At 72.7% G+C, this 18,422-nt stretch carries 15 protein-coding genes; 5 read left to right on the top strand and 10 right to left on the bottom strand.

The window, feature by feature from the left end; all coding sequences use genetic code 11:
• Positions 1-46 precede the first annotated feature (46 nt).
• On the bottom strand, positions 47-958 hold the full coding sequence (locus tag AB0I15_RS32535) for an AraC family transcriptional regulator (protein ID WP_358103620.1): 912 nt from the start codon (positions 956-958) through the stop codon (positions 47-49).
• A gap of 156 nt (positions 959-1,114) precedes the next feature.
• On the opposite strand from AB0I15_RS32535, the gene AB0I15_RS32530 reads away from it, so the two are divergent.
• Positions 1,115-2,197 carry an aldo/keto reductase gene (locus AB0I15_RS32530; RefSeq protein ID WP_358103617.1) on the top strand — a complete coding sequence of 361 codons (1,083 nt, stop codon included), beginning with the start codon at positions 1,115-1,117 and terminating at the stop codon, positions 2,195-2,197.
• A 42-nt stretch (positions 2,198-2,239) separates the two neighbouring features.
• On the opposite strand, the gene AB0I15_RS32525 is transcribed toward AB0I15_RS32530, so the two are convergent.
• Together AB0I15_RS32525 and AB0I15_RS32520 are read right to left on the bottom strand one after the other, a co-directional pair.
• Positions 2,240-3,109, bottom strand: a complete 870-nt coding sequence (locus AB0I15_RS32525; RefSeq protein WP_358103614.1) for an SAM-dependent methyltransferase — start codon at positions 3,107-3,109, stop codon at positions 2,240-2,242.
• A 178-nt stretch (positions 3,110-3,287) separates the two neighbouring features.
• Positions 3,288-4,718 carry an aminotransferase class V-fold PLP-dependent enzyme gene (locus tag AB0I15_RS32520; RefSeq protein WP_358103611.1) on the bottom strand — a complete coding sequence of 477 codons (1,431 nt, stop codon included), beginning with the start codon at positions 4,716-4,718 and terminating at the stop codon, positions 3,288-3,290.
• Positions 4,719-4,830: 112 nt separating this feature from the next.
• On the opposite strand from AB0I15_RS32520, the gene AB0I15_RS32515 reads away from it, so the two are divergent.
• The 3 genes from AB0I15_RS32515 to AB0I15_RS32505 are packed head-to-tail and all read left to right on the top strand — an operon-like array spanning position 4,831 to position 8,077.
• Complete coding sequence (locus AB0I15_RS32515; RefSeq protein ID WP_358103608.1) at positions 4,831-6,378, top strand: ABC transporter substrate-binding protein; 1,548 nt, start codon at positions 4,831-4,833, stop codon at positions 6,376-6,378.
• Positions 6,375-7,304 (top strand): ABC transporter permease, encoded by a 930-nt coding sequence (locus AB0I15_RS32510; protein ID WP_358103605.1) that lies wholly within the window; start codon positions 6,375-6,377, stop codon positions 7,302-7,304. The genes AB0I15_RS32515 and AB0I15_RS32510 overlap by 4 nt, the downstream gene beginning before the upstream one ends.
• Positions 7,301-8,077 (top strand): ABC transporter permease, encoded by a 777-nt coding sequence (locus tag AB0I15_RS32505; protein WP_358103602.1) that lies wholly within the window; start codon positions 7,301-7,303, stop codon positions 8,075-8,077. Before AB0I15_RS32510 ends, AB0I15_RS32505 begins: the two co-directional genes overlap by 4 nt.
• Here the strand turns inward: AB0I15_RS32505 and AB0I15_RS32500 are convergent.
• The 6 genes from AB0I15_RS32500 to AB0I15_RS32475 all read right to left on the bottom strand — a co-directional run bounded on the left by AB0I15_RS32500 (position 8,061) and on the right by AB0I15_RS32475 (position 16,596).
• Positions 8,061-9,413 carry a PepSY-associated TM helix domain-containing protein gene (locus tag AB0I15_RS32500; protein WP_358103599.1) on the bottom strand — a complete coding sequence of 451 codons (1,353 nt, stop codon included), beginning with the start codon at positions 9,411-9,413 and terminating at the stop codon, positions 8,061-8,063. The two genes, AB0I15_RS32505 and AB0I15_RS32500, sit on opposite strands and share 17 nt — an antisense overlap.
• Positions 9,414-9,563: 150 nt before the next feature.
• Positions 9,564-10,136: a hypothetical protein gene (locus tag AB0I15_RS32495; protein WP_358103597.1), complete on the bottom strand. Its 573-nt coding sequence runs from the start codon at positions 10,134-10,136 to the stop codon at positions 9,564-9,566.
• Between the two features lie 50 nt (positions 10,137-10,186).
• The gene (locus tag AB0I15_RS32490; protein WP_358103594.1) at positions 10,187-13,462 is read right to left on the bottom strand and encodes a tetratricopeptide repeat protein; all 3,276 of its coding nucleotides are present in this window, start codon (positions 13,460-13,462) and stop codon (positions 10,187-10,189) included.
• A gap of 87 nt (positions 13,463-13,549) precedes the next feature.
• The gene (locus AB0I15_RS32485; RefSeq protein WP_358103591.1) at positions 13,550-14,377 is read right to left on the bottom strand and encodes a carbohydrate ABC transporter permease; all 828 of its coding nucleotides are present in this window, start codon (positions 14,375-14,377) and stop codon (positions 13,550-13,552) included.
• Complete coding sequence (locus tag AB0I15_RS32480) at positions 14,374-15,324, bottom strand: sugar ABC transporter permease (protein WP_358103588.1); 951 nt, start codon at positions 15,322-15,324, stop codon at positions 14,374-14,376. Before AB0I15_RS32480 ends, AB0I15_RS32485 begins: the two co-directional genes overlap by 4 nt.
• The gene (locus AB0I15_RS32475; RefSeq protein ID WP_358103585.1) at positions 15,325-16,596 is read right to left on the bottom strand and encodes an ABC transporter substrate-binding protein; all 1,272 of its coding nucleotides are present in this window, start codon (positions 16,594-16,596) and stop codon (positions 15,325-15,327) included.
• A gap of 236 nt (positions 16,597-16,832) precedes the next feature.
• On the opposite strand from AB0I15_RS32475, the gene AB0I15_RS32470 reads away from it, so the two are divergent.
• Positions 16,833-17,867, top strand: a complete 1,035-nt coding sequence (locus AB0I15_RS32470) for a LacI family DNA-binding transcriptional regulator (RefSeq protein WP_358103582.1) — start codon at positions 16,833-16,835, stop codon at positions 17,865-17,867.
• Positions 17,868-17,953: 86 nt separating this feature from the next.
• Here the strand turns inward: AB0I15_RS32470 and AB0I15_RS32465 are convergent, their stop codons facing one another.
• Positions 17,954-18,358 (bottom strand): hypothetical protein, encoded by a 405-nt coding sequence (locus AB0I15_RS32465; RefSeq protein WP_358103579.1) that lies wholly within the window; start codon positions 18,356-18,358, stop codon positions 17,954-17,956.
• Positions 18,359-18,422: the final 64 nt, after the last annotated feature.

Raw genomic sequence — 18,422 nt, 5'->3', positions numbered from 1 at the left:
CTCCATGCAACCGTCGGGGTGGCCGCCCTCGGGCGATGAAGGGTGGTCAGGGGAGGTGGCGGTCGGGGGGTGGGGTGGGGGTGGTGCGGAGGCGGGCGGCGTCCTGGCCGGGTGGGGCGCCGAAGAGGCGGCGGTATTCGCGGTTGAACTGCGAAGGGCTGTCGTAGCCGACCAGATGCCCGGCCCCGGCGACGTCGTCGGGACGGGCGATGAGCAGCGCGCGGGCCTCCTGGAGCCGGAGGCGTTTCTGGAACTGCAGCGGGCTCATCGCCGTGACCGCGCGGAAGTGCCGGTGGAACGCCGACGGGCTCATGCCCGCCAGCCGGGCCAGATCCTCGATCCGCATCGGCTCGGCGTAGTGGTCGCGGATCCAGCCGATCACCCGGCTGACGTGCGTCAGGCTGCTGTCGGCCAGGCCGATCTGGCGGATCATGCCGCCGTGCGGTCCGGTGAGCAGCCGCCAGAGGATCTCCCGCTCGGCCAGCGGGGCGAGCACGGGCGCGTCGGCGGGATGGTCGAGCAGCCGCACAAGCCGTACGACAGGATCGAGCAACTCGGGCCCGGCCGCGCCGGTGGCGATCGCGGGCGGCCCGGCCGTGGTCCGGGACCATCGCTCGACCGGCGTCTCCAGCAGGAGCGGGGCGATGGCGGCCGGGCGCAGCACCAGCCCCACGCCCAGGGCCGGGACCTTCGGGGTGGCGCCGACGAAGTGGCCGGTGACGGGCAGGTCGGCGGTGACCACGAGGCACTCCCCCGCCCGGTACTCGTACACCCGGTCGCCGAGCAGCAGCCGTTTGCCGCCCTGCGCCATGACGACCAGCAGCGGCTCGGTCAGCGAGTAGTCCGGCTCCGACGTCGGCACCCGTGACAGCAGCAGCGAGCCGATCGACGTCCGCAGGTCGGGCCGGGCATGGGCGGCGATCAGGCCGCGGAGCTCTTCGAGGTACGAGGTGCGCACCCTTCACGAAACCATCGGCGACCTCGCCGTGGCAAGCCCGATCCAGGCGAAGTCGGCAGGATCGTGCAAGCCTGCGGGCGGATCGGTCTACCCTCGGGCACCCGGCTCGCGGTTGCATGGTGGAGACCATTCCGGCACCACACCAAAGGGGCGATCATGCCGCTCGATCACTACGTCACGCTCGGCCGGTCGGGGCTGCGGGTCAGCCCGTTCGCGCTCGGCGCCATGACCTTCGGGCAGGACCCGGGAGGCGCGGGCTGCAGCGTGGCGGAGTCGGAGAAGATCCTGGCGACGTACCTCGACCTGGGCGGGAACTTCGTCGACACCGCGAACTTCTACACCAACGGCCACTCCGAGAAGATCCTCGGCGACTGGTTCGCCGCCCGCCCCGGCCGGCGGCAGCGCGTCGTGCTGGCGTCGAAGTTCTTCGGCAACCTCTTCCCCGGCGACCCGAACGGCGGCGGCGCGGGCCGCTCGTCGATCATCGCCCAGTTGGACGAGACGCTGCGCCGCCTGCGTACCGACTATCTGGACCTGTACTGGCTGCACAACTGGGACCGGCACACCCCGATCGAGGAGACGATGCGCACTCTCGACGACCTGGTCCGGGCCGGCAAGATCCGTTACGTCGGGTTCTCCAACACCCCGGCCTGGGTGACCGCCCAGGCGCAGACGATGGCGCTGCTGAAGGGCTGGACGCCGCTGATCGCGCTGCAGGTCGAGTATTCGCTGCTGGCCCGCACCGTCGAGGGCGAGCTGGCGCCGCTCGCGCTCGACCAGGGTCTGGCCCTGGTTCCCTGGAGCCCGCTGAGAAACGGTTTCCTGTCGGGCAAGTACCGGCGCGGCGCCCAGGTCACCGACTCCGCCCGTACGGCCTTCGTCGGCGGCCCCGACGAGGACGAGTTCACGGTCATCGACGCCGTCGCCACGGTCGCCGAGCAGCTCGGCACCACGTCCGCGGCGGTGGCGCTGGCCTGGCTGCGCGCCCGCGCGGGCACCGTCGTGCCCATCCTCGGCGCCAGGCGCGTCGAGCACCTGGAGGACAACCTCTCCGCCCTGGACGTCGTCCTCGGCCCGGAGCACCTCCGGCTGCTGGACGAGGTGTCGGCCCCGGCGCTGAACTACCCGGCGCCGATGCACGGCGCGCAGCGCGCGATGCTGCAGTTCGCCGGAGCCACGGTGGACGGTGAGCCGTCCACCGTCTACCCGCCGCTGACGCAGAGCCCGGTCCGCTACTGAGGGCCGCCAAAGGACCGCGAAAGGGCCGTGAAAAGGGCCGGGCTACGCCTTCTCGGCCTCGACGAACCGCTCGATCTCCATCACGCGCATCGGGCGGCCGAGAGGTTCGAGATAGCGGGCGCGATATTCGGCGGCGCCGACCTGTTCGCGCTCACGCCAGCCGTATTCCGCCAGCAAAGGGCCGACGTCGCCGTCGGCGAGCCCGAAACGCCAGATGCGCTGGATCACGTAGCGCCGGTAGACCTGCTGGCCCATGCCGTACCGCGCGGAGCCGTCGATGAAGTCCTGCCGGATGTAGGTGAAGAGCAGGCGGCTGCCGGTGGCCGTCTTGGCCAGGAACGCGAGGATCCTACGGACGCCGTCCTCGGTCAGATAGGGGGTCACGCCTTCCAGGAGCACCAGGACCGGCTGGTCCAGCCGGAACCCGGCCGCCGTCAGGGCGGCGCCGAGGTCGTCCGCCTGGAGGTCGGCCGCCACCAGCCGGACGTGGCCGGGCACCCCGCCGTACAGTTCCTCGAGGCGGCGGCGCTTGTAGGCGGAGTTGACCGGCAGATCCACCTCGAACGCGGCGGCCCCCGGCGTCCGGCAGGCGAGGGTGTCGAGGCCGGCGCCGAGGACGACGAGTTGCTCGACGCCGGCGGCCATGGCGTCGGCCACCTTCTCGTCGACGTAGCGCTTGCGGCACAGGATCCCGCCCCACACGCCCGGCCCCTGCCGGTCGCTCATGGAGACGAGCCACTCGCGCACGGGCCGCCACGCGGCCGCGTGCACGATCGGGCGCACGGAGCCCGGCAGCATGCGGAAGGCCATGTCGTCGCTGACGATGCGCCGCTCGCCGGGAACCTTCTGCTCCACCGCCACGATGGCGATGGGCCCGAAGGCGGTGCTCGCCGCAGGAGACCGTCGGGTCATGGTCAACCTCTCATGAAGGAGAAGACGCCGCGGCGCCGCAGAACGGTCGCGGTTCCGTAAGGTGAGAATATGTTCTTCAAGCCTCCTTCAGAGCAGGAAGAATCGGGCTGAGCGTCACCGACTCGACGGCGCGGCCATCGTGGCCGCCGCCCGCCGGTCGGGTCCGTACTGGCCGGAGTCATGAGGGTCTCGTGACGCCGTCCAGGCAGTCGTGGAGGGCGACCCGGATGGCCGCGACGGCCTCCTCCACCCGGTCCCGGTGGGTCCGGTGACTGACGACGCACAACCGGAGCATGTACGCGCCGCCGATCATCGTGCTGGACAGCAGCACGCGGCCCCCGGCGTTGACGTGCCGCAGCAGCCGGGCGTTGAAGGCGTCCGCGTCGCCGTCCTCCGGGATCCAGCGGAACGCCACGGTGGTGAGCTGGGGCCGCCAGGGGACGTCGAAGCCGGATTCCACCAGCTCCGCGTGGGCCAGGCGGGCCAGATCCAGTTTCTCGTCGAGTGCCTGGCGGAAGGCTTCGAGGCCGTGCAGTTTCACGGGCAGCCACAGGCGCAGGCCGCGGAAGTCGCGTGTCAGCTCCGGGGAGTATTCGGTGAAGTTGGGGATCTCCTCCTCCGCCCCCAGATCCTGTAGGTAGTGGGCGTCGAAGTGGTGCGCCTGGCGCAGCAGCGGCCCGTCGCGGACGAGCAGCGCGCCGGTCCCGTACGGCAGGAACATCGCCTTGTGCGGGTCGAGCGTGATCGAGTCGGCCCGCTCGATGCCGCGCAGCAGGTCCCGGCCGCGCTCGGTGAGCTGGAACGGGCCGCCGTAGGCGGCGTCGACGTGGAACCAGAGCCCTTCCACGCGGGCCAGGTCGGCCAGCACGGTCAGCGGGTCCACGATGCCGGTGTTCGTCGTCCCGGCGCTGCCGATGACCAGGAACGGCCGCAGTCCGGCCGCGCGGTCGTCCTCGATCATGCGGGCCAGCGCGCGCGGATCCATGGCGAGGTCCGCGAGCGTCGGCACCGTCCGTACGTTGGCGCGCGGGAACCCGGCCAGGAGGGCGGCCTTGGCCGAGGAGGCGTGGGTCTGGTCGGTGACGTAGAGGATGCCGTCGAGGAACCGCTCCCCCAGCAGCGCGGTACGGGCGGTGACGATGGCCGAGAAGTTGGCCAGTGAGCCGCCGGAGGTGAGAATGCCCCTTGCCCGCGGCGGATAGCCGAACAGGTCGCAGAGCCAGCGAATCGCGGTCGCCTCGATCTGGGCGCAGGCGGGCGCGAGATTCCACACCGACACGTATTTGTTCAGCGCCGCGGCCAGGAGATCAGCGAGCGCGGCGGCGTACAGACCGCCGCCGGGGACGTAGGCGAGGTAGCCCGGCCCCGCGCTGGCGGCGCCGGCGGCGGCCGCCGCGGCCACCGTCCGCAGCAGGTCGGGCCAGGGGGTGCCGTGCTCGGGAGCCGGCTCGCGGAGCCGGGCGGCCAGGTCGAGGGCGCCGTCGAGGTCGAAGGCCGGCCGCTGGGGAAGGTCGCGGACATAGCCCTCGACCAGGGAGAGCGCCGCCAGGCCCATCGCGTGCATCTGATCGTCGTCCGGCTCCAGGGCATATCGGAATATCTCAGGCATGTCCGCATCTTAGGAACCGGATCAGCAACCGGAACGACGGCCCATCTCCTCAAGCACTTTGAACACGGTTACCGTTTGCGGCAGAGTGCCGGGACATCGACGGGAGACCGGGTTGCGAAGACGAGCGACGATCCTGCTGGCCGTGCTCCTGGGCACGATCCTCACGGGCTGCGGAGGCCGGGAACCGGCCGGACGGGAGGACGGACGGCTCATCCTGGCGGCTCCGCGTGACCTCGTCGCCGGCCCGCGGGACCCGTACTACACGCACCAGACCTTAGGGGTGTGGGAGCCGCTGGTGACCGTGGACGACCGGTTACGGCCCGTGCCCGCGCTGGCCGTCTCCTGGGCGAGCGCCGAGCGCGGGCGGCGGTGGACGTTCGCCCTGCGCGACGGCGTGCGCTTCAGCGACGGCACGGCCCTGACCGCCGAGTCGGTGGTCGCCGGCATCAAGCGGTTCCTGCGGATCGCGCCGCGCCAGTCGGCGTTCTTCAGCCTCGACGCCGGTATGGAGGGGGCGTACGGGAAGGTCGCGGACGTGCGCGCCGAGGGCGGCAAGGTGACGTTCGTGCTGGACGAGCCCGTGGCCGACCTGCCGGGCAGGCTGGCGGGCTTCTCCAGCATGGTGCAGTCGCCGGCGGCCTTCACCGCCTCGGGCGACTTCGCCGGCAAGCCGGTGGGCACGGGGCCGTACACGCTGGTGGACTGGGTCAAGGGGCAGCGGGCGGTGCTCGCCGCCAACCCGCACCACCACGGCGGCGCGCCCGCGTACGAGACGGTCGAGGTCAGGGTGATCCCGGACGCCAACGCCCGGGTGGCGGCGTTGCGGGCCGGCGAGGTCGACGGGCTGATCGACAAGGGCGCGCTGCTGCCGGGACAGGTCGCCGCGGTGGCCGGTGACGGCGGCTTCCGGGTGGTGCGCAGCCCCTCGGTGCTGACGCACTACCTGACCTTCAACGCCTCTCGCGGGCCGTTCTCCGACGCCCGGCTGCGTGAGGCGGCCGACCTGGCGATCGACCGGCGGAGCATCGCCGGCACGCTGCTGGCCGGGACGGCGACGGCGGGCGCGGGGTTCCTGTCGCCGGTCTTCGGCGACCTCGCCGTTCCCGGCCTGGCCACGGCGTACGACCCGGTCAGGGCCCGCGAGCTGGTCGCCGCGGCGGGGGCGCCCGCCGAGCCGGTCACCATCCTGATCTCCTCGGCCGAGACCGGCCAGTTCCCCTACACCGACATCGCCGAGGTGCTGCGCGCGGCCCTGGAGCAGGCGGGCCTGCCCGCGAAGGTGACCGTGGCCGAGGCGACCAAGGCGGTGATGGAGGCCGGGGACTACGACCTCTTCCTGAGCGCGTACAGCGTGCCCAACGGTGACGCCGACTACCTGTTCCGGCGGTTCCTGCGCTCCGACGCCTCGTGGAACGTCGAACGCGGGCTCGGTTACCGCAATCCCGCGTTCGACGAGTTGGTCGACCGGGCGGCGGCGGAGACGGACCGGGCCGCCCGCCGCGACCTGTACCACCGGATCCAGCGGCTGCTCGCCGCCGATCGCCCGATGATCCCGCTGGCGTACCAGGACAATCCCATTGTGACGACCGGCAAGGTCGGCGGGGTGCGCCAGAACGCGGCGTACGTGGTCGACCTGGGCAAGCTCGCACCGGTGCGATGACGGGCGTCGTCCTGCGGCGGGGCACGGAGCTGCTGTTCACGCTGCTGACCCTGTCGGTGCTGGTCTTCCTGCTGACCTCGCTCGCCCCCGGCGACCCGGCCGAGGAGATCCTGCGCCGGGGCGGCGTCCAGCCGACGGCGGCCGGCGTCGTGGCGCTGCGCGCCGAGTTCGGCCTCGACCAGCCGCTGTTCACCCGCTACCTGCGCTGGCTGTCCGGCGTCCTGCGGGGCGACCTCGGCCGCTCCTGGGCCGACAGGTCGCCGGTGATCGGCGAGCTCCTCGCGCGGCTCCCCGCGACGCTGCGGCTGGCGGGGGCGGCGGCACTGGTGGCGGTGGTGCTCTCCGGGGTCGCCGCCGTCCGGGTCGCGCTCAGGCCGCGCGCGCCCGGCAGCCGCGCCATCGCGCTCGTGACGGTGGCGATGGCGGGCGTCCCGCCGTACGTGGTCGGCATCGTGCTGATCGGCGTGGTGGCGGTGGGCCTGCGCGCGCTGCCCACGGGCGGCGACGTCGGTCCCGGCGCGGTGGTGCTGCCCGCCCTCACCCTCGGCCTGGCCGGCGCCGCGACGCTGCTGCGGCTGCTGCGGGCCGACCTCGCCGGCTCCTCGCGGCTGCCCTTCGTCAAGCTCGCCACCGCCAAGGGGCTGCGCCGCCGCCGCACGGTCATGGTGCACGCCCTGCGGCTGGCCGCGCCGAACGCCCTCACGGCGGCGGGCATGGTGCTCGCCGAACTGCTGGCGGGGGCGGTGGTGGTGGAGACGCTGTTCTCCTGGCCGGGGGTGGGGCAGCTCGCGGTGACGGCGATCAGGCAGCGGGACCTGCCGATCGTGCAGGCGTACGTGCTGGTCGCCGGGGTCGCGACCGTCCTGGTCCTGGCTCTGACCGAGCTCTGCCTGGCGGCCTGCGATCCCCGGGTGCGCCGCCGATGAGGAGCCGCGCGGCACTGGCCGCGATCGTGCTGTTCTGCCTGGTCACGCCGCTGCTGTCGGGGCACGATCCGGTCGTGCCCGACCTGGGGCGCGCCCTGTTGCCGCCCGGCGGGGCGCACTGGCTCGGGACCGACCAGCTCGGGCGCGACCTGCTCACCAGGACGGCGGCGGCCGGGCGCACGTCCCTGCTGGTCGCGCTCGCCGTCACCGCGGCCACGACGGCGCTCGGCACGGTGCTGGGCGCCGCCGCCGGGCTGGCCGGGGAGACGGCCGACCGGCTGCTGCGCTTCGCCGCCACGGTCGCGCTCGCCCTGCCCGGTCTCACGCTGGCGCTCGCGCTGGCCGGTGTGCTGCGGCCCGGGTACGTCACCGTCCTGGCCGCCCTGGTGCCGCTCGGCTGGGTGAACTGCGCTCTCGTCGCCCGTACGGCGACCCGGCGGGTGGCCGGCTCGGATCACGTCCTGGCCGTGCGGGCCATCGGCGCGTCCCGGCTCTACCTGCTCCGGCGGACGATCGGCCCGCACATCGCGGGCGCCGTCCTGACCGTCGCCACCGCGGACTTCGCCAGGGCGCTGGTCACGGTCACCTCCCTCAGCTTCCTCGGTGTCGGGCTGCCACCGCCCGACACCGACTGGGGCGGGATGGTGAGCGAGGCGACGCCGCTGCTGGTCGCGGAGCCCCGCCTCGCCGTCGTGCCCGCGCTCGCCCTGGCCGCCACCGGCCTGGCCGTCGCGCTCGTGGTCGACGCCCGCCGGCCTACCGGGCTCTCATGACGAGGACGTCCACCAGGAGGAACGCCACCAGGGAGATCCCCAGCAGCGGCAGGAAGACACCCACGCCGACGGCGGCCAGCGCCAGAACGGCCAGCGACACCCGGTTCACCTGCCGCCACCCGCCGCGCGCCGGCCCGCCGGTGGGGCGGCGCCGCCACCACATCCGGTAGCCGAGCACGATCAGCGTGATGAGCCCGGCGGCCACCGCCATGAGCACGATCTGGTTCGCCAGGCCGAACAGCAGCCCCATGTGGGCGTCGATGCCCCAGCGGGTCAGCTTGGCGGCCATCGGGTAGTCGGCGAAGCGCAGCTCGGCGGCCACCTGGCCGGTGGTGGCGTCGACCGTCACCTGGTCCAGGCGCGCCGGCCACTGCTTGTCGATCTCCTTGATCACGTAGGGCGCGCCGGCCTCCGCCGGCCAGGCGATCTCCAGCGGGCCGGACAGCCCCTTGCCCGCCGCCGCCTGGGCGACTCGGTCCACACTCAGCGCGGAGGCGGCCTCCTGCCGGGGCCCGCCGGGGGTGTGGGCGGCGTGGTCGCCGGCCGACGTGGCGATCGACGGGGTCGACCAGCCCAGGGCGGAGCGCAGCTCATCGACGTTCGCCCCGGCGTACTTCGACCAGGTCAGGCCGGTGGCCGACAGGAAGAACAGGCCCAGCACCACCCACAGCCCGACCGAGCCGTGCCAGGACAGGGTGCGCCGCCCGCCCGCGGCGCCGCGCTCGGGCAGGATCAGCCGGCGCTTCTGGCGGCGGCGCCTGGTGACCCAGAGCAGCAGGCCGCCGAGGGCCACCACCCACAGCCAGCTCGCCGCCAGCTCGCTGTAGATCCGGCCGGGCTCCCCCAGGTGGAGGTGGCGGTGCAGGTGGGAGATCCAGGCCCGTACGGGCAGCGCGCCGGAGCTGCCGTAACTCTCCAGCGAGCCGCGCACCTGGGCGGTGTACGGGTCGACGAAGACGGCCATCTTGGTGCTCTCGGCCAGTCCGGGCACGTCGAGCAGCACCCTCGTGGTCTGGCCGGCCTCCGCGCCGGGCTGTACGGCGCTGACCTTGCCCTCGGGCTGCGCCGCCTGGGCAGCCGCGACCTGCTGGGCGAGAGGGATCCGGGACTGCCCGGCGGGCGCGGTCAGCTCGTGCCGGTAGACGATCTTCTCGATCGGGAACGAGGCCGCGTACAGCAGGCCGGTGGCCGCGGCGACCAGGAGGAAGGGCGCCACGAGGAGCCCGGCGTAGAAGTGCAGCCGCAGCACGAGGGGGCGCAGAGCCGCCCAGTTCGACCGGCGCGATCCGGCCGGGTCCGTCACCGGCTGGGGCGGGACGTCGAGGGAGGAGGTCATGAAGCGTCTCTCCGTTCTGCGAGAGCGCGCGCCGGCAGGCACACGACGTCTCGCGAGACAGTTCGAAAAAGCGTGCGGCCACGGAGGGCACGGGCACGCGAGGAAGACCGCGGAACCGGCCACGGCCCGACGGCGGGCGTGAACGCCCGGTCAGTGAACGGAGGAGAGGACCGGCGGGCCACGCCGGGAGACGCTCGCCGCCACCAGCAGTCGCCGGCGCGGCACGGGGCCGTCCCAGGAAGCCGGACGGCAGGCGGTGCCCGGCTCGATCGGCACGCCCGCCACGATGAGCAACGCGGCCCAGAACTCACCGACCGACGCGACGGCCAGGTGCAGCAGCGTCGCCAGGGCCGAGTCGCCCCGCGCCAGCCACCAGGCCGACCCGAACGCCGCCAGCGCGTGCACCAGCAGCATTCCCAGCCCGGCGCCATGCGGGTGCGAGCTCTGCGGCGTCACGGAGGGCAGGTCCGGCATGGTGGCGCCGAACAGGTGGTGCATGCCGTACTGGGCGGTGAAGCACGCGCCCAGCAGCACGTTCACGCCGCGTCCGCGCCCGCCGAGCACGTACGCGCCCGCCCAGGCCACCGCCAGGGCGACCGCCATGCTCCCGAGGTGCACGACCGTGCCGCCGGCCAGCACGTGCATCGCCGCCGACACCAGCACGCACGCCACCGCGAACGCGGCGGCACGCAACGCGCGCCAGAACGGTCGGCCGACATGCACCCGGCAATAGTGCCATAAGCCCGCGATCCGCCCCAGGCTGTTGCGATCAATCAGTCCGCCGCCAGCGCGGCGCGGACCTCCTCCGCCTCCGGGGCGCCGATCTCCGTGTAGAGGGCGAGCGCCTGCCGCCGGTGCCCGGTGCTCGCGTTCTTCAGCCCGAGGCGCCGGTAGGCGTGGCCGAGCGCGGTGTGCGCGTGCGCCTCGCCAAGGCGATGACCGGTCTCCCGGTGGATCTCCAGCGCCTGCCGGGCGTGCTCGACGGCCTCGCCGTACCGGCCCCGGAGGTGCTCGATCCGGGCGATGGCGGTGAGCGCCCTGCCTTCGAGCATCCGGTAGCCGTCCTGCCGGGCGAGGGCGAGCCCCTCGTGAGCGGACTCGACGGAGGACTCGTCGAGGCGGCCCAGGAGCGCCCGGCCCACGGCCAGGCCGATGAGCGCGAGCACCTCGGGGGCACGGGCCCGCGTCTCCCTGGCGATGCCGAGGGCCAGCTCGTAGTGCCGGACCGCGTCGTGGGACAGGCCGAGCCGCTGGTGGACGGCGGCCACGCTGTTGTGGGCCTCGGCCTCGAAGCGGCGGTTACCGGTGTCGTACGCCAGGGTCAGCGCGGATCGGGCGTACCCCAGGGCCTGCTCGTCACGGCCGATGTCACAGTGCAGGTCGGCCAGGATGCGCAGCGTCTCGCACTCGGTGTCGCGGTCGCCGAGTTTGCGCTGCGTGTCCAGGGCCTGGGAGAGCAGCGGCAGAGCCCGGTCCATCCGCCCGAGCAGTTGCCAGGCCTCCCCGAGGTTGCTGAGATCGATGGCCTCGGCCCCGGCGAACCCGAGCTTGCGGTCAAGGGCGAGCGCCTGCTCGATGAACTCGACCGCCTGCTCCAGCCGCCCCAGAGCCCCGTGGATCAGCCCGAGGTTGCCGAGACTGGCGGCCTGCCCGGCCAGCCGGTCCGTCCGCCTGTTGACCGCCAGCGCCTGGGTGAGGGTGGCGGCGGCCTCGACAAGGCGTCCCGAGTCGAAGTGCACGCTGCTGAGGTTGCCCAGCGCGGCGGCCTGACCGTCCGGCCACTCGGCCTGCTGGAAGAGCTCTGCCGCGCTCGTGTAGTGCTCGACGGCGTCCTCGAAGCGGGCCAGATGCCGGTAGGCGTCGGCAAGGCTGAGCTCGGCGGTCGCCTGGGCGGCCAGGGCGTCGTCGGCGCGGGCGGCGGCGAGGCCGGTGAGGCCCAGGGCCAGCCAGTCGGCGGCGTACATGCGTAACCAGAAGTAGCCGCGCAGTGTGTCGGTGAGCAGCCAGGCGACGCGATGCGGCCCGTGCTCGGCGGTGTGCTGGGCGATGGCGATCAGGTTGCCGCGCTCGGCTTCCAGCCAGGCCATGGCCTGGGTGTCGTCGGTGAAGCGCGGGGGCTGCGGCGGGCGGGGCTCGGTCGCGGACGGCAGGCGGAGCTTCTCCGGGTAGAGGAGCCGGGCGGCGGCGTCGGCGGTGCGCAGGTAGTGGTCGTGCAGGCGGCGGGAGGCGGCGGGCTCGTCCTCCTCGTCGCGGGCGTGTTCGCGGGCGTAGAGGCGCAGGAGGTCGTGGAAGGCGTACCGGCCGCCGGCCCGCTGCTCGATCAGGCTCGCGCCGGCGAGCTCTCCGAGCAGGCGCGCGGCCCGGGCGGAGTCGACGTCGGCGAGGGCGGCGGCGGCCTCGGCGTCGAAGTCGGGGCCGGGGTGCAGGCCCAGCAGCCGGAACGCCCTGGCCGTGCCGTCGGGTAAGCGCTGGTAGGACCAGGAGAACACGGCTCGCACCGCCGCTCGCGGGTCTCCCCCGGCGTTCAGCAGGTCCAGCCGCCGCTGCTGGTCGGCGAGCTCACCGGCCAGCTCCGCCAGGGTGGCGGCGGGGCGGGCGGTGGCCAGCTCGGCCGCCACGCGCAGGGCCAGCGGCAGGCGTGCGCACTGGGCGGCGAGCACGGCGGCGGCGCCGGGTTCGGCGTCGACCCGCGGGCCGATGAGGGTACGCAGGAGCGCGATCGCGTCGCCGGCGGAGAGCAGGTCGAGATCCAGGCGGGAGGCACCGTGCAGGACCACCAGCCCGGCCAGGGAGTCCCGGCTGGTCACCACCACGACGCAGGTCGCGGAGCCGGGCAGCAGGGGGCGGACCTGCTCGACCGACGAGGCGTTGTCCAGGATGATCAGCATGCGGCGTCCGCTGACCTCGGTCCGGTAGCGGGCGGCGCGCTGGTCGGTCTCCAGGGGGAGGTCAGGGCCCGGCACACCCATGGCGACGAGCAGCCCGGCCAGCGCCTCGCCGGCGGTCATCGGCGCCGCGAGGTCGTAGCCGCGCAGGTTCAGGTAGAGCTGGCCGTCGGGGAACGCGGAGCTGACCCGGTGCGCCCAGTGCACGGCGAGCGCGGTCTTCCCGACGCCCGCGCTGCCGGAGACCGCCGAGATGATCAGCGCGGTGGGGTGGTCGGCGGCCTCGGCCAGCATCCCGTCCAGCCGGGCCAGCTCGGCGGTACGCGCGGTGAACCCCCGTACGTCGAGGGGCAGTTGCTCGGGCACGACCCGCGGCGGCGCGGCGGCGGCCGGCGGCGGCGTTGACGGGGCCGGCTGGACGAGTTCGTCGCGCAGGATCGCCTGATGCAGCCCCTGCAGCTCGCCGCCCGGACCGGTGCCGAGCTGGTCGATCAGCTCCTCGCGGAAGGCGGCGTAGCAGGCCAGCGCCTCGGCCGCGTTCCCGGTGGCGTGCAGGGCGCGCATCAGGGCCGCGACCAGCGGCTCGGACAGCGGATGCTCGGACAGCAGATCGCGCAGCCGCTGGGCGACGAGCTCGCGCCGGCCGTGCAGCAGCTCCATCTCCGCCCAGTCCACGGCCACGTCGAGGCGCTGCCGGGACCAGCCCTCCCGCACGCGCGCCGCCCACGCCCCGGGGATCCCGGCCAGCGGGGTCCCCCGCCACAGCTCCAGCGCGCCGCGCAGCAGCTCCAGCCGCTGCTGGACGGCCCGGCCCGGGTCACGGGCCTGTTCGGCCATGCTCCGGAAGCGGTGCAGGTCGACGCGTCCGGGCTCGATCTGCAGCACGTAGCCGTTCGCCCGGCGCGGCACGGCCACCGCCTCGCCGCCCTCGGCGGCCTGGTGGAGCAGCCGCCGGAGCCGGGTGATGTGCGACTGCAGCGCCCGGCGCGCCCCTTCCGGCGGCCGTTCACCCCACACCCGGTCGATCAGCGTCTCGATCGACACCTGCCGCCCGGCGTCCACCGCCAGGGCGGCGAGCACGCTCTGCCGCTGGGGTGGCCCGACCTCGATCGGACCGGCGGTCGTTTCCACTTCTACCGGCCCGAAAAGCCGGAATGAGACCATGCTTTCGTCACCCCACGGGAGAGAGCGTTCGTCGTGGACGAGTATTTCGCCCAATCCCGTTCAGGGGCACATCCGCGGGCCGGCCGCTCAGCCCTTGAAGGCGCCGTCCATGATCCCGGCGACCATCCGCCTGCCCACGAAGACGAACAGCACGAGCAGCGGCAGGGTGGCCAGGAACGACCCCGACATGGCCAGGCCCAGATCGATGGTGAAGCTGTTCTGCAGCGCCTTGATGGCGATCTGCGCGGTGTACATCTCCGGCGACTTCAGCACGATGAACGGCCACAGGAAGTCGTTCCACGCGGTGACGAAGCCGAGCAGCCCGAGGACGAACGCGGCCGGCCGTACCAGGGGGAACGCGATGCGCCAGAAGATCTGCCAGGTGGTGGCGCCGTCGATGCGGGCGGCCTGGAGGATCTCGTCGCTGATCGTGGTGGACAGGTGCTGGCGCATCCAGAAGATGCCGAACGCGCTGGCCAGCCCCGGCACGATGAGCGCCTGCAGGGTGTCGACCCAGCCCAGTGAGGAGATGATCATGTACTGCGGGATGACGGCGAGCTGCGTCGGCACGGTCATCGTCAGCACGACGATCAGGAAGAGCACGTTACGGCCGGGGAAGCGCAGCTTGGCGAAGGCGAACCCGGCCAGCGAGCAGAGCACGGCGTGCCCGATACCGATCGTCCCGGCCACGATGAGGCTGTTGACGATCGAGCGGGCGAACGGCACGGTCGTCAACACCAGCCCGGCCAGGTGGAAGAAGTTGCCGCCGGGAACGACCTCGGGCGGCAGCCGCGTGGCGGTCGCGGTGTCGGTGGTGGCGACCACGAACATCCAGTAGAGCGGGAACAGGCAGGCGAAGGTGGCCAGGGCGAGCATGAGGTAGGTCCACCAGCGGACCCGGCTGGACTTGTTCACGATCGCTCCGGGCGGATGCGGGTGGACAGGACGTAGTTGAGCGTGGCGATGGCGATGATCAGGACGAACAGGGCCACGCCGATGGCGGAGCCGTAGCCGAACTGGAACTGGCCGAAGCCCTGCTCGTACAGGAAGAGCGTGAGGGTCTGGCACTGGCGGACCGGGCCGCAGGTGAGCGGGGCGGCGCGGGAGATCAGCAGCGGCTCGGTGAAGATCTGCAGGCCGCCGATGGTCGAGGTGACGATCGTGAACACGATGACCGGCCGCAGCGAGGGGACGGAGATGTGGCGGAACTGCTTCCAGGGGCCGGCGCCGTCCACGGCCGCGGCCTCGTAGATCGCGCGCGGGATGGCCTGCAGTGAGGCCAGGTAGAGCAGGGTGGTGTAGCCGAACCAGCGCCAGGTGACCATGACCGCGATCATCAGGTGGCTGCCCCACACCGACTGCAGAAAGTCGGTCGGCGCCACGCCGACCAGCCCGAGCAGCCAGTTGAGCAGGCCGTAGTCGCGGTCGAACATCTGGGCGAAGACGATCGTGGTGGCCGCGACCGAGGTGATGTACGGCACCACCATCGACATCCGCAGGAACACCGCGAACCGCAGCCGGGCGTGGTTGAGCAGGTGCGCCAGGCCGAGCGCGACCAGGAGTTGCGGCACGGTGGACAGCAGCCAGATGCTGACCGTGTTCCAGGCGGCGTTCCAGAACCGGGTGTCGCCGGCCAGCCGGGTGAAGTTGTCCAGCCCGATGAAGACGTGCTCACCGATCGGGTTCCAGTCGAACAGCGCCACGTAGAACGTGAACAGCAGCGGCACCAGCCCGAACACCGCGAAGATCACGAAGAACGGCGCGATGTACGCGTACGGGGCGAGGCGTTCGGACAGGCCCTGCCGCACCCGCGCCGGCGCGTCCGGCACCACGGTCCGCGCCGGTTCGAGAGTCGTCGTCATCTACTTGCCGATGGCCGTCTTGATGTTGGCCAGCGCCGTCTCCCACGCCTTGGCGGGGTCGCCCTTGCCCTGTTCGACGTTGGTGATGGCGTTGAGGAACTCCTGGCCGATGGCGGAGCTGTCCGGGCCGATGCGGAACGGCTTGAGCCCGAGCAGCGACTTGGTGTAGATGGTCCCGGCCGGCGCGTCGGAGAAGAACGGATCCTTCAGCCCGGTGAGCTTCGGGTCCTGGTAGACCGACGGGGTGGTGGGCAGCGAGCCGGAGTCGGTGAAGTGCTCGAGCTGGCCCTGCGGCGACTGGGTCTTGGTGATGTAGTCCCAGGCTGCCTTGGGGTTGGCCGCGCCGTTGGGAATGGCCAGGTAGCTGCCGCCCCAGTTGCCGGACCCGCCCGGGATCGTGGCGATGTCCCACTTGCCCTTGGTGCCGGGCGCGTTGCTGCGGATCGCGCCCAGCATCCACGACGGCGCGGAGATCACCGCGAACCGGTCCTTGCCCATGCCCGCGCTCCACCCGTCGGTGAACGAGCTCTGCTTGGCCGTGATCCCGGCCTGGATCGCCTTGAGCCCGAGGTCGAACGCGGTCTTGACCTGAGGGCTCGTGCCGTAGACGACGTTGCCCGACGGGTCGTAGTACTTCTCCGGCCCCTGGTTGACCGCCTGGTAGAAGATGCTGGTGCCGGCGTTGTCCACGAACGCGTCGCCGGTCGCGGCGGTGTACTTCTTGCCGGTCTCGATGAAGGCGTCCCAGGTGGGCCAGAGTTCGCCCACCTCCTCGCGGCCGGTGGGCAGCCCGGCCTTCTCGAACAGGTCGGTGCGGTAGGCCACGGCCATGCCGCCGACGTCGGTCGGGATCCCGATGATCTCGCCGGTCCCGGCCGTGGACTGGCTCATCACCCAGTCCAGGTAGTCGCCCTTGATCTTGTCCGCGCCGAGCCCGCGCAGGTCGTGGAAGTTCTGCGGCTGCTGGACGAACTTGGGCAGGTCGTCCCCCTGGATCAGCACCAGGTCGGGCACCTTGCCGCCGGCCAGCGCCGTGGTGAGCGCCTGCGCCGTCTCCACCGAGGAGCCCACCTCGGTCAGCTTCACCGAAACGCCCGGGTTCTTCTTCTGGTAGTCCTCGACGGAGGACTTCTGGTCGATCCCGGTGAACGACCAGAACTCGAACGACTTGCCGTCTCCTGACGGCTGGGCCGAGGTGCCGCCGCCACAGGCGGAGACGGCCAGGATGATGGCCGCGGTGAGCGCGACCGGTGTGGCGATACGGAGCTTCACGGTGATCTCTTCCGGTGTTCAGGAGCGAAGTGCGGTGGCGGTGGTGGGGGTGGCCCGACTTCTCACGGGGGGCGCTCCTTCAGATCGGCGCCTCACAGGTAGTAAGTTTCGGATTTGTTTCCGATCGTTAATTCGGGACTCTAGGTCTGTGTCTAGAAATCCGTCAAGAACCACGCCCCAGAACGAGCGAAACGACCGGAGCCGAAGGCCGAGCGCACGCCGTTAGACTGCGGGCCATGACCGCGACCGAAGAGCCGTCCGCCGGCGGGGCCCCGTCACCGCCGCTCACCATCGCGCAGCTCGCCGAGCTGGCCGGGGTCTCCACGGCGACCGTCTCCAAGGTCGTGAACGGTCGCACCGAGGTCGCTCCCGAGACCCGCGCGCTCATCGAACGTCTCATCCGCGAGCACGGCTACCGCCCGCAGCGGCGCGTCAACCCGGCCGCCCTGGTGGAGCTGGTCTTCCACGCCCTGGAGGGCGACTACCCGATCGAGATCGCCAAGGGGGTCGAGCAGGTGGCCCGTGACCACCAGCTCGCCGTGGTGCTGTCGGAGCTGCAGCACCGCCACATCCCCGGCAAGGGCTGGATCGAGGGCGTGCTGAGCCGCCGTCCCACCGGCGTGATCGCGGTGTTCTCCGGCCTGACCGAGGACCAGCGCGACCAGCTCGCCACCCGCGGCGTGCCGCTCGTCCTGCTCGACCCGCTCGACGACCCGGGCACGCAGGCCTCGGTGGGCGCGAGCAACTGGAACGGCGGGCTGGCGGCCACCCGCCACCTCCTGGAGCTGGGGCACCGGCGCATCGCCGTCATCACCGGCCCCGACTTCGCGCTGTCCAGCCGGGCCCGCCTCGACGGCTACCGCACCGCCCTCGACATGGCCGGCGTGCCCGCCGACCCGGCGCTGATCGGCCGGGGCGACTTCCTCACCGAGGGCGGCCTGGCCCAGGCCCATCGCCTGCTGCGCCTGCCCGACCCGCCCACCGCCATCTTCACCTGCAACGACGGGCAGGCCATGGGCGTCTACCGCGCCGCGCACCAACTGGGCCTGCGCGTCCCCGCCGACCTGAGCGTGGTGGGCTTCGACGACCTGCCCCCGGCCCGGTGGATGACGCCGCCGCTGACCACGATCCGCCAGCCGCTCGCCGAGATGGCGGCGGCGGCCACCACCATGCTCCTCCAGCTCGCGCAGGGCGAGCCGCTGACGCGGCCCCGCATCGAGCTGGGCGTCGAACTCGTCGTCCGGGAGAGCACCGCGCCCCCGGCACGGTGACCGAAACTTTCGGTTAAGTTGCCGAACGTTCTGCCGAGTCTGGTCGCTGTCAGATGCCGAAGGCGTGGCGCAGGTACAGGCCGGGGTCAGTACGGCCGCTGGAGGAAGCGGCCCAGCGACGGGTCGTACAGGCGGCCCGACACCAGCACCGTGCCGTCCAGCGTGGTCGGCTGGAGCGCGCCGCCCAGCCAGCCGTAGCGGACGGGCTGGGAGGGCACGCCGAACTCGTCGTACCCGACCACGGTGGCCAGGCCGCTGCCGAGCTCCAGGTCGACGCCCACGTGGCCGCCGACGGTGAGCAACTGCACACGTACCGCCCCGGTCGCGCCGGTGAGGGCGGCCAGGTCGCCGCCGACGCCCGGCACGTTGCGGACGACCGTCCCGTTCCCGGCGGCCCAGGAGGGCCGGTCGCCGTCGGAGCCGTAGTGGTGGACGGTGGCCGCGCCCGCCTCGGTGGTCTCCGACCGGATCCGGCCCGCCGGGTCGCGCACGTCCGGGTGGTGTACGTCTTGCCGTGGGCGAGCTTGCCCGCGGGCACGTTGGCGCCGGAGAAGC

It is taken from the genome of Nonomuraea sp. NPDC050643 (assembly GCF_040654715.1).
Classification (GTDB): domain Bacteria; phylum Actinomycetota; class Actinomycetes; order Streptosporangiales; family Streptosporangiaceae; genus Nonomuraea.
Note: the sequence above shows the minus strand (reverse complement) of the source record. Positions and strands in the feature narration are given on the sequence as shown.